At 53.1% G+C, this 11,116-nt stretch carries 9 protein-coding genes and 1 tRNA gene; 9 read left to right on the top strand and 1 reads right to left on the bottom strand.

Features of this window, described 5'->3' with window-relative positions; all coding sequences use genetic code 11:
• Positions 1-81 precede the first annotated feature (81 nt).
• The 4 genes from ACN08Z_RS06345 (at position 82) to ACN08Z_RS06330 (ending at position 4,428) form a co-directional block, all read left to right on the top strand.
• A tRNA-Glu gene (locus tag ACN08Z_RS06345) sits at positions 82-154 on the top strand.
• A gap of 115 nt (positions 155-269) precedes the next feature.
• Positions 270-2,027: a dynamin family protein gene (locus tag ACN08Z_RS06340; protein WP_419103721.1), complete on the top strand. Its 1,758-nt coding sequence runs from the start codon at positions 270-272 to the stop codon at positions 2,025-2,027.
• A 3-nt stretch (positions 2,028-2,030) separates the two neighbouring features.
• Positions 2,031-3,746 carry a dynamin family protein gene (locus tag ACN08Z_RS06335; RefSeq protein ID WP_419103720.1) on the top strand — a complete coding sequence of 572 codons (1,716 nt, stop codon included), beginning with the start codon at positions 2,031-2,033 and terminating at the stop codon, positions 3,744-3,746.
• A gap of 19 nt (positions 3,747-3,765) precedes the next feature.
• Positions 3,766-4,428: a GNAT family N-acetyltransferase gene (locus ACN08Z_RS06330; protein WP_419103719.1), complete on the top strand. Its 663-nt coding sequence runs from the start codon at positions 3,766-3,768 to the stop codon at positions 4,426-4,428.
• A gap of 121 nt (positions 4,429-4,549) precedes the next feature.
• On the opposite strand, the gene ACN08Z_RS06325 is transcribed toward ACN08Z_RS06330, so the two are convergent.
• A complete protein-coding gene (locus ACN08Z_RS06325; protein WP_419103718.1) occupies positions 4,550-5,287 on the bottom strand; it encodes an IclR family transcriptional regulator in 738 nt (245 codons plus the stop codon).
• Between the two features lie 205 nt (positions 5,288-5,492).
• Here ACN08Z_RS06325 and leuC point away from each other — a divergent pair, with 205 nt between their 5' ends.
• From leuC to ACN08Z_RS06300, 5 genes are all read left to right on the top strand, one after another.
• Entirely contained in the window at positions 5,493-6,926 is a 1,434-nt protein-coding gene (leuC, locus tag ACN08Z_RS06320; protein WP_419103717.1) for a 3-isopropylmalate dehydratase large subunit, read from the top strand.
• A 51-nt stretch (positions 6,927-6,977) separates the two neighbouring features.
• A complete protein-coding gene (leuD, locus tag ACN08Z_RS06315; RefSeq protein ID WP_419103716.1) occupies positions 6,978-7,565 on the top strand; it encodes a 3-isopropylmalate dehydratase small subunit in 588 nt (195 codons plus the stop codon).
• A 316-nt stretch (positions 7,566-7,881) separates the two neighbouring features.
• Complete coding sequence (gene murA, locus ACN08Z_RS06310) at positions 7,882-9,204, top strand: UDP-N-acetylglucosamine 1-carboxyvinyltransferase (RefSeq protein ID WP_419103715.1); 1,323 nt, start codon at positions 7,882-7,884, stop codon at positions 9,202-9,204.
• Between the two features lies 1 nt (position 9,205).
• Entirely contained in the window at positions 9,206-9,985 is a 780-nt protein-coding gene (locus ACN08Z_RS06305) for a lysophospholipid acyltransferase family protein (RefSeq protein WP_419103714.1), read from the top strand.
• Between the two features lie 7 nt (positions 9,986-9,992).
• Positions 9,993-11,078 carry an NAD(P)H-dependent glycerol-3-phosphate dehydrogenase gene (locus ACN08Z_RS06300; RefSeq protein WP_419103713.1) on the top strand — a complete coding sequence of 362 codons (1,086 nt, stop codon included), beginning with the start codon at positions 9,993-9,995 and terminating at the stop codon, positions 11,076-11,078.
• Positions 11,079-11,116 lie beyond the last annotated feature (38 nt).

Genomic DNA, 11,116 nt, shown 5'->3' with positions numbered 1-11,116 from the left:
CTGTGATGTAGTTCATGAGGGTTTGAGTTGTAGCAAACACAAAACACCTAGTAGACTACACAGGTAGGTCACAGACCATACGGCCCCATCGTATAGCGGCCTAGTACTCCGCCCTCTCACGGCGGCAACACCGGTTCAAATCCGGTTGGGGTCACACACTAAAACCCTCCAACCCTATGGTTGGAGGGTTTTTCTTATATGTTTTAACAAACAAAAAACCTCCACCCAAGAACCACAGCAGAACACCCAACAGCCGGTAAGATAAAGCTGTGGAAAAAACAAACACAACACCTCGCACCGCACCAAACATCACAGCAGAACTCGACGCCATGCGCCGAGCACGAGACACACTCGAAAACATCACGCTGCCACTAGAAACCACCGAAATCAACGAACACCGTGCACTACTGAAAAAAACACGCACCCAACTCGACGACTACGTACTACCACGCCTCGCCACACTCGACGCACCACTAACCGTCGTCGTAGGCGGCTCCACAGGCGCCGGCAAATCAACACTAGTTAACACCCTCCTCGGGCAGCCCATCACACGCTCCGGCGCAATACGCCCCACCACACGCCAACCCGTCCTCATCCACCGCGAAGAAGACGCCCCAGCACTCACCCCAGAACGCATCCTGCCACACCTCGAACGCATCCAAACCCACGACGGAAAACTCGTCGGCGCAGACCCAACACTCACCGACCAAATCTACACCGTCCAAACACAGAACATACCCGCCGGTATCGCCCTCATCGACGCACCCGACGTAGACTCCGTCAGCGAAGACAACCGCCGACTCGCAAAACAACTGCTCTCCGCCGCAGACCTCTGGCTCTTCGTCACCACCGCAAACCGCTACGCCGACGCCGTACCCTGGGAACTACTCACCGAAGCCGCCGCACGCGACATCACCATCGCCGTCGTGCTCAACCGTGTACCAGAAGGCGCAGAACAAGAAATTGAGGAAGACCTCCGCCACATGCTACAACGTGCCGGAATCACCCCAGCACACCTACTAACCGTCAACGAACAAGAGCGCGACGAACAGGGCATGCTCTCACGCATGAGCATCACCCCACTGATTTACTGGCTCAGCGAACTCGGCGCAAACTCCGAAGAACGCACCCGCATCGCACAACAAACCCTCGAAGGAGCGATACGAACAGCCGCCACCCGTATCGAAGCCCTAGCACACGCCCAAGAACAACAACACGACACCGCTCAACGACTCACCTACGCCGTTGAAGATTCCTATATTCAAGCCGTCAAAAACGTTATCGAATCAACACAAGACGGCGCGCTCCTACGCGGAGAAGTCCTCTCACGCTGGCAAGACTTCGTTGGTACCGGAGAATTCTTCCGCAACATCGAAACCAGTATCGGGCGACTGCGCGATAGAGTCTCAGGGTTCTTCAGAGGAAAACCCAGCCAAGCCATCGTCGTTGAACAAGCACTCGAAGTTGGCTTGCACTCAGTGATCGTAGAACAGAGTGCGCAAGCGGCAGAAAGCGTGCAACGCCGCTGGAACGAAGAACGCGCAGGGCGAGCACTCCTTGCCGGAGAAGACCTCGGAAAACTCCCTGAAGACCTCCCCGCAACTGTTGCCGAAGAAATCCGCCAATGGCAACAAGACATCATGAAAATGATGACAGAAGAAGGCGCAGGCAAACGACAACGCGCCCGATTCCTCTCCCTTGGAATCAACGCCGCAGCCGTTATTCTCATGGTTGCTGTCTTCTCTATGACAGGCGGGCTGACTGGAATTGAAGCCGGTATTGCCGGCGGTTCTGGTGTGGTTGGCACTAAACTCCTTGAAGCAGTCTTCGGAGAAGACGCCGTACGACGTATGGCTCAAGGGGCACGTAAAAACCTCGAACTACGTATCCAAAAAATCTTCTCAGAACACGCCACTACCTTCATTCAAAAAATTGATGAGAACCACCTTGGAGCACCCACCAACGAAGTGCAAGAAGCCGCACGCACTGTTGCGCAGGTTGCTCAACAACTCAAAAGGGGACGCTAAACGATGCCCGCAACACGAGAAAACCACATGACCACACTCTCCGCTAGAGTTGACGCACTCAACCATGCTGTAGAACAAGGCACCGGACGCGTTGCCCCCGAAACACTCACCTACGCCCAAGACGTTCTCGACCGCACTAAACGCCGCCGAGAACTCTCCTCAGAACACACCGTCATTGGGTTCTTTGGGGCAACAGGTTCGGGAAAGTCATCCCTTTTCAACGCCGTCATTGGTGAAGATATTGCCCGTAGTGCGGCACGACGACCCACCACCTCCACCGCGCAAGCAGCTATCTGGGGTGAAGAAGGCAGTGAACAACTACTGAACTGGCTAGAAGTAGAACACCGTGTTGTGATGGATGCCCACCCAGAACACGCTGTGCAAGCACTCAACCAAGCTGATATTCCGCTATCGCACGGGCTGTGGAATAAAGTGCGTTCTGCCATCGGTAAAAGTGCCACCGAAAAACGCTCTGGCGGGCTCATCCTCCTTGACCTACCAGACTTTGACTCCGTGGAAAAAGCGAACCGCCGTATCGTGGAACGTATGGCAGGGTGCGTGGACGTGCTCGTTTGGGTTTTTGATCCACAAAAATATGCTGACGCCGTCATTCACCACGAGTTCATTGCACCCATGGCAGAACACGGCGCGGTCATGATGGCTGTGATGAACCAGTCCGATAAGTTACATGCTGAAGAAATACCTGCTGTTCTCGATTCTCTTGAACGTTTGCTTGCAGAAGATGGGCTGAGCCGTTCACTCTTGAGCAAACCCTTGGCGGTCTCGGCACGAACCGGTTATGGTATCGAATCGTTGCGCGGGGCGCTTGGGCGAGTTGCCGCCGAAAAATCAGCGGCTCTAGAACGTATTGACGCAGACCTCGACGCCGTCCACCAAAAACTTGGTGAATACGACGGTGGAGGATACCCCGACGGTGTGACCGGCACTGGTGTGCGTCTGCTAGATCATGCGCTCTATGAGGCTAGTGGTGCACCTGCTGTTGTGAAAGTTGCTGAAAAATCTTATCGACTGCACGCAAGCGCACATACCGGTTGGATTGCAACCCGTTGGATGCTCAAATTTAAACCAGACCCTCTCAAACGACTTAACTTGCATCGTGCTGGTGAAGAGAAAACGCTCACCCGTTCATCGTTGCCACCGATGAATGAGACGCAAAAGTCAGTGATGAGTTCGGGGATTCGCCGTTTTGCAGATGGTGTCTCGGAAGGGGTTGGGCAGCCGTGGAGTCATAGTATTCGTGAAGCGGCTCGCTCCCGTCAAGAAGAACTTCCTCAAGCGCTTGAACGGTGTATTGCCACTACTGACTATCAGGCTCAGAAAAAACAGTGGTGGTGGCATCTGCTGAACATGGTGCAGTGGCTTGCGCTCTTTAGTGCGGTTGCTGGTCTGCTGTGGCTTACCGTTTTAGCGTGTGCCGGATATTTTCAGCTACGCTTACCAGCCCCACCCTATGTGGAAGGGTTCCCGTTCCCGCTCCCCACATTATTGGTGTTGACCGGTGTTGGTTTGGGTTTGTGTGTTGGGTTATTGGGGCGTTTCTTCTCGTGGATTGGACAGAAGTTCTATGCGCGAAAAGTGTCTCGTCAGATTGCTGGTAACATTGCCCATGTCTCTGAAGAGTACATTGTTGATCCTGTACGTTCGGAGGTCAGCAGACATGCCTTGTTCTGTGAATCTTTAGAGCAGGGGCAACGCTAAAAAATATTGAGGAGCCGTCGTGCCTGAACAAGAGATAACGTTACCGAAGGAGCTTTCTATCCGCTTATATGAAGAGCGTGATGAGCTTTCTTGGGTGCGTTGTCGTCTCCTCTCCTTTTTAGATTGCAGTTATTTTGACGACGTACACCGCTACCGTGAACTCTACGAAAACCCTGCTGTCTGTGTGGTTGCTACTCGTGGTGAACACGTTGTGGGATTTTTAGATATTGAGTATGAAGAAGTTGCTGGGCAAGTGTGTAGCACCGAGGGGGAGCGTGGCGGTGTGATGTGGCATCTTGGTGTTTTGCCAGAATACCGTCAGATGGGTGTTGCCACGAAAATGTTTGAGTTTGCGTGTGAACGTTTACGTGCTGCCGGTATTTTTCGTATTCAAGCGTGGACTCAAGACGATGTTCCCGCGAACTCTTGGTATCGTGCTCAAGGATTTGAACAATTTACCGCGCATTTGAATGTGTTTGCGAGAGGTCTTATGAGCAAGGGACAGATGAGTGACTTGCTACCTGGTATTGAAGATTCGTGGAAGTATCTTCCGCATATTCGTTCGCTGAACTTTGAGGCCCCTTGCGAAGCGCGTGAAGAGTTAGAGCGGCTTAGCTACCGTATCCATGAGGTGCGTGGCTATGAGTTGAATCTACAACCTGAGACCTCCTCGAATATGTAGAGGTGTGCTAAAAATTTTTTGATAACGCTACGGCACCCCTGTTGGTGTGTATTTTCCTGTGTGAAAGTTTCTTGGAAGATACACCCTTGGGGGTGCCGTAGTTTTTTGTCTCGTAGTGTTTTTAGGAGGCGTTGCGTAGCGCGTCGGTTAGTTGTGCTGCGGCTTGGCAGACAACTTCTGCGTGGAGTCGCCCCGGCTGACGGGTGAGACGTTCAATAGGGCCAGAGATAGAGATAGCGGCGATGACTTTACCGGTTGGTCCGTGTACAGGTGCCGAAACTGAGGCTGTGCCGCGTTCTCTTTCTCCTACGGATTGTGCCCAGCCACGTCTGCGAACTGCCGCTAACATGGTGGCTGTAAAGCGTGCGTTGCGTAGGCCTTCAAGAAGTCGAGAGTGCTCTTCCCATGCGGTGAGTATTTGTGCGGCGGAGCCTGCCTTCATGGAAAGTTGTGTTCCTACGGGGATGGTGTCGCGTAGTCCGATGGGGCGTTCTGCTGAGGCGACGCATACACGCCAGTCTCCTTGACGGCGGTACACTTGAGAACTTTCGCCGGTAACGTTTCTGAGGTTGTTGAGGATAGGGCCGGCGGCACTGATGAGGCGGTCTTCGCCGGAGGCGGAGGAGAGCTCGCCAATACGTGGGCCGAGGGCGAATCGTCCTTGGGAGTCTCGTGAGACGAGTCGGTGGTGGACGAGTGCTACTGCTAGGCGGTGTGCGGTAGGGCGGGCGAGCGCGGTTGCTTCAACGAGTTGGGAGAGGGATGCAGGGCCAGATTCGAGTCGGTTGAGGATGGCTGCTGCTTTGTCGAGAACTCCTACCCCTGAGGATGTTTTGAGTTCTGGTTTGTCGTTGGTCATGGATTCCTCCAAGTGTGTAGCGTGGGGGACGCTTGATAGGCGCTTCATAGGTAGAGGTTACATAATCAGCACCATGATAGATATTTATGCATGTGTAGGTAAAATTATTACATTCTCAATATGTGATATGCAAGTTCATTTTATGGAAAGTTCCACTCTTTCTCGACAAAATATAAACAACATCACCACAGCACAAGGAAAAACCATGAAAGAAAGCACCCCAGACGCCCACATACACACACCCCGCACCCTCGCCGAAAAAGTATGGCAAGCCCACACCGTCGTCACCGGAGACAACGGAAAACCAGACCTACTCTACATCGACCTCCACCTCGTCCACGAAGTCACCTCACCCCAAGCATTCGAAGGCCTACGACTCGAACAACGCCCCCTACGGAGACTCGACCTCACCATCGCCACCGAAGACCACAACACACCCACCGAAAACATCTTCACCACCATCGCCGACCTCACCTCACGCACCCAAATCGAAACACTCCGCAAAAACGCCCAAGAATTCGGCGTACGCATCCACTCACTCGGAGACATCGAACAAGGCATCGTCCACGTCGTCGGCCCCCAACTCGGACTCACCATGCCCGGAATGACCATCGTCTGCGGAGACTCCCACACCTCCACCCACGGAGCATTCGGCGCACTCGCCTTCGGCATCGGAACCTCAGAAGTCGAACACGTCATGGCAACACAAACACTGCCACTAGCACCCTTTAAAACCATGGCAATCAACGTCGAAGGCACCCTCAAACCAGGAGTCACCGCCAAAGACATCATCCTCGCCGTCATCGCCGAAATCGGCACCGGCGGAGGACAAGGCTACGTCCTCGAATACCGCGGCTCCGCCATTCGCTCACTCTCGATGGAAGGACGCATGACCATGTGCAACATGTCCATCGAAGCCGGAGCACGCGCCGGAATGGTCGCCCCCGACGAAACCACCTTCGAATACGTCAAAGGGCGCGAACACGCCCCCACCGGAAAAAACTGGGAAGAAGCGCTCGCCTATTGGAAAACCCTACCCACCGACGAAGGCGCCGTTTTTGACCGAGAAATCTTCATCAACGCAGACGAACTAGAACCCTTCGTCACCTGGGGAACCAACCCCGGACAAGGCGTACCACTATCACACAACGTGCCACACCCCGAAGACTTCGCAGAAGAAAACGACAAAGTAGCCGCAGCGAAGGCCCTCGAATATATGGGACTCACCGCAGGCACCCCCATGAAAGACATCCCCGTAGACGTCGTCTTCCTCGGCTCCTGCACCAACTCCCGTATTGAAGACTTACGTGCCGCAGCAGAAATTATCAACGGACAAAAAATTGCCCCCGGTGTACGTATGATGGTCGTCCCCGGTTCCCAAAAAGTACGTGCACAAGCAGAAGCCGAAGGCCTCGACAAAATCTTCCAAAACTTCGGTGCAGACTGGCGTTTTGCCGGATGCTCCATGTGCCTCGGCATGAACCCCGACCAACTCGCACCAGGGGAGCGCTGTGCCTCCACTTCCAACCGAAACTTTGAAGGACGCCAAGGCAAAGGTGGACGCACCCACCTCGTCTCACCACTAGTCGCAGCAGCCACCGCCATCCGCGGTACACTCAGCTGCCCCAGCGACCTCTAACCCCAACACCACACAACAAAAGCGGCCCAACACACAAGGAACACAACACCGATGGAACCCATCATCAAACACACCGGAATCGGAGTACCACTACACGCCTCCAACGTAGACACCGACCAAATCATCCCCGCCGTCTACCTCAAACGCGTCACCAAAACAGGATTCGACGACGCACTTTTTGCTAACTGGCGCAAAGACGAAAACTTCATCCTCAACCAAGAACCCTACAAGAATGGCAGCGTACTAGTTGCAGGCCCCGACTTCGGCACCGGATCCTCCCGCGAACACGCCGTATGGGCACTCAAAGACTATGGGTTCAAAGTCGTCATCTCCGCACGCTTTGCCGACATCTTCCGCGGAAACTCCGGAAAACAAGGACTGGTCGCCGCCCAAGTACGTCAAGACGACGTTGAACTTATCTGGAAAACCCTCGATAACGAACCCGGTGCAGAAATTACCGTAGACCTTGAAACTAAAACCATTACTTGCGGGGCACTGACCGTACCTTTCCATATCGACGACTACGTCCGTTGGCGTCTCATGGAAGGACTCGACGATATCGGGCTCACACTCCAACACGAGGACGCCATCACCGAATACGAAAAAAACCGTCCAGCATGGCTACCTAAAACCCAATAAAATTGGTAACACCATTTTGTGCCAACACAAAAGGGGACAACCTTTACCCTCTTGATAAAGTTCACAGTGTACCGAATAGCACCCAAAACCCCTAAAAACCCGTGAAAAAATGTCATGAGAACCGCTTTTTGATATTGAACACTCAAACTAAACACAAAGACAGGGCTCTCATGACTTATTGTTAAGTAAAGTTCACTGTAGTTTTATGTGGACGACTCTTCACACGAGAGTCCAAAAACATAGGCACAGCACCAAGCTATGCCGGATCGCTCGCACATAAAGAACATCCGGTTCTTACTTATACGATTGGAAGCATATGATCAGCGCACTGCGAATTGAAGGTGGAACCCCACTAGTAGGTGAAGTGAAAGTACGCGGAGCTAAAAACCTCGTACCTAAAGCAATGGTTGCTGCTCTCTTAGGCAGCTCACCTTCTCTATTGCGCAATGTTCCAGAAATCAAAGACGTCAAGGTCGTTACCGACCTCGTAGAACTACACGGCGTCACCGTCGAACACAACCGCGAAACCGGTGAACTAACACTCGACCCAAGCAACGTCTCCCGCGCCGAAAACGCAGACATCCACGCGCACGCAGGAGACTCCCGCATCCCCATCCTGCTCTGCGGACCACTACTACACACCCTCGGCGAAGCCTTCATCCCAGACCTTGGCGGCTGCCGTATCGGCGACCGCCCCGTAGACTTCCACTTCAAAGTACTTCAAGACTTTGGCGCAAAAATCGATAAGCAAGAAAACGGCATTTCGATTAAAGCCCCTAAAGACGGTCTCAAAGGTAACACCATCAAACTCGACTACCCTTCTGTAGGCACCACCGAGCAAGTTCTGCTCACCGCTGTCCTCGCACAAGGTAAAACCGAGCTTAAAAACGCTGCCGTTGAGCCAGAAATCATGGACCTCATCGCCGTCCTACAAAAAATGGGTGCGATCATCACCGTCGAAACAGACCGCCAAATCATCATCGAAGGCACCGACCGTCTCGAAGGCTACACGCACGACGCACTACCAGACCGCAACGAAGCAGCATCATGGGCATCCGCCGCTCTTGCAACCGGTGGCGACATCTTCGTCCGTGGCGCACACCAAAAAGACATGAGCACCTACCTCAACGTCTTCCGCAAAATGGGTGGTGGCCTCGACATCCGCACCGACGGTATCCGCTTCTACCACCCCGGTACTGAGCTGAACCCGCTCTTCCTCGAAACCAACGTTCACCCCGGCTTCATGACAGACTGGCAACAGCCTCTCGTCGTTGCGATGACCCAAGCACAAGGCGTCTCTGTACTTCACGAAACCGTCTACGAAAACCGTTTCGGCTTCACCGACGCACTTATCAAGATGGGCGCAACCGTACAAGTTCACCGCGACTGCCTTGGACCTACCGAATGCCGTTTCGGAAATAAGAACTTCCGCCACTCCGCAATCATCACCGGAAAATCAAAACTTCGTGGCGCAGACATCAACGTCCCAGACCTCCGCGGTGGCTTCTCTCATGTTATTGCTGCACTTGCTGCAGAAGGCACCTCAAACGTCACCGGAGTATCTGTTATCTCCCGCGGTTACGAACACTTTGGTGATAAGCTCACAGCTCTTGGCGCAAAATTTGAGGTTATCGACTAAAATGGTAGGTTCACAGCCGCGGCAAGCATTGACAGGACTTAAACCCACTCCTTCTGGTGACGCACTATATCGCGTACTAGGACACAGTGCACGAGTGCTCTACCACTGCTTAATGGGACTGAAAATTGAGGGAATTGAAAAACTCCCACGAGACCGCGGATACCTCGTCGTCTCTAACCACCTTTCAGAAGTAGACCCCATTACGATTGCCTACCCTGTGTTCCTCACCGGAACTTTACCCAGATTCCTCGCAAAAGAATCACTCTTTAGAGCACCCGTCATCGGCTGGATTCTTCGCAAACTTGCTCACATCCCCGTGGCACGAGGATCCATCGACGCGCGTAAATCATTAGAGACCGCGCAAAATGTGCTCGAATCTGGGGGAGCGGTGGTCATCTACCCTGAAGGAACTCTCTCCGAAGACCCCCAAGGGTGGATGATTGCAGCACGAACCGGCGCCGCACGACTCGCCTTCGCAACAGGAGTTCCGGTTTACCCCATCGCCCATTGGGGAGACCAAGAATTTCTATCCCCAACAGGTAAGTTCCGCCCTTTCCCTCGTAAAAAAGTGCAGGTCAAAATTGGTGACCCTATCGACTTCTCTGACCTTCAAGGAAACAGCCCCGCAGCGGCACCCACTAGGGAAGACCTCACTATCGCTACAGACCGTATGGTCTCAGCCATTACCGCACTATTAGAAGACATACGAGGCGAAAAAGAGCCTGAAGGGCGATGGAACCCCATCACCAGACGGCGCGAACTACCCGGAGAAAAACATTAGGAGAACCATGAGTGTTGCCCCAGCTACCACAGCCCAAAACACCAACAACATCCGCAAAATTGCTGTTCTTGGTGCCGGTAGCTGGGGCACCGCTTTTGCTAAAATCACCGCAGACACCGCACGTGAAAAGAACAGCGGAATACGAACCATCCTCTGGGGCCGAAACCCCGAACGTATGGAACAATGCCGTACTACACGGATGAACACCGCATACTTCCCACAGCTCGTATTGCCGGAGAACTTAGAGTACACCTCCAACATCTTGGAAGCCTTAGCCGGCGCCGACATCATTGTGCTAGCAATACCAGCACAATCATTGCGTGAACAGCTCAAAAACTTCATCACACACATTCCCTCACATGCGATTCTGATATCACTTGCTAAAGGGTTAGAACAAAACACTGGGCTAAGAATGTCCGAAGTGATTGTTCAAGTTCTTGAAGAAGCTGGATACCCTCACGCCATCGAACGCGTAGCTGTGCTCTCAGGCCCCAACCTCGCCCGAGAAATTGTTGCAGAACAACCAACAGCTTCTGTTATCGCCGCACACCACGAAACTACCGCGGCGCTACTGGCTGAACTATGTAACTGCTCATATTTTCGTCCCTACACAGGAACCGATATTATTGGTGTAGAAATAGGCGGAATTGTCAAAAACATTATCGCCTTATGCGTGGGAATCTGCGAAGGAAAAGACTACGGAGATAACTCCAAAGCATCAGTGATGACCCGTGGCCTTGCCGAGACTACCCGCTTAGCAGTAGCACTCGGCGCAGACCCCCAAACATTGAGTGGACTAGCCGGCATGGGCGACCTCATCGCAACCTGTTCCTCTTCTCTCTCACGAAACCACACCGCCGGGCGACTACTGGCTGAGGGAGTACGACCAGAACAACTCAATGAAGTGATGACGCAAACTGCAGAATCCATCAAATCGGCTGCAGCCGTCGTCGAACTTGCCCATCAACACCACGTTGAAATGCCTATCTGTGAAGCTGTCGTGGCAGTATTGAACGGCACCCTGACCGTTGAAACTCTTGCCCCACGACTCCTTGGCAGAACCCTCAAGCACGAAAACCATACACAACGCTAGAATAAGTGTTGTTATTTTTCCCCGACACACCTAAAAGA

It is taken from the genome of Rothia sp. P7181 (assembly GCF_048513015.1).
Taxonomy (GTDB): Bacteria; Actinomycetota; Actinomycetes; order Actinomycetales; family Micrococcaceae; genus Rothia.
Note: the sequence above shows the minus strand (reverse complement) of the source record. Positions and strands in the feature narration are given on the sequence as shown.

Excerpts from the sequence above, each read along its gene's own strand:
- ACN08Z_RS06325 (WP_419103718.1), bottom strand. The coding sequence starts at position 5,287 with ATGACCAACGACAAACCAGAACTCAAAACATCCTCAGGGGTAGGAGTT.
- ACN08Z_RS06300 (WP_419103713.1), top strand. The coding sequence starts at position 9,993 with ATGAGTGTTGCCCCAGCTACCACAGCCCAAAACACCAACAACATCCGC.
- ACN08Z_RS06335 (WP_419103720.1), top strand. The coding sequence starts at position 2,031 with ATGCCCGCAACACGAGAAAACCACATGACCACACTCTCCGCTAGAGTT.
- murA (WP_419103715.1), top strand. The coding sequence starts at position 7,882 with ATGATCAGCGCACTGCGAATTGAAGGTGGAACCCCACTAGTAGGTGAA.
- leuD (WP_419103716.1), top strand. The coding sequence starts at position 6,978 with ATGGAACCCATCATCAAACACACCGGAATCGGAGTACCACTACACGCC.
- ACN08Z_RS06305 (WP_419103714.1), top strand. The coding sequence starts at position 9,206 with ATGGTAGGTTCACAGCCGCGGCAAGCATTGACAGGACTTAAACCCACT.
- leuC (WP_419103717.1), top strand. The coding sequence starts at position 5,493 with ATGAAAGAAAGCACCCCAGACGCCCACATACACACACCCCGCACCCTC.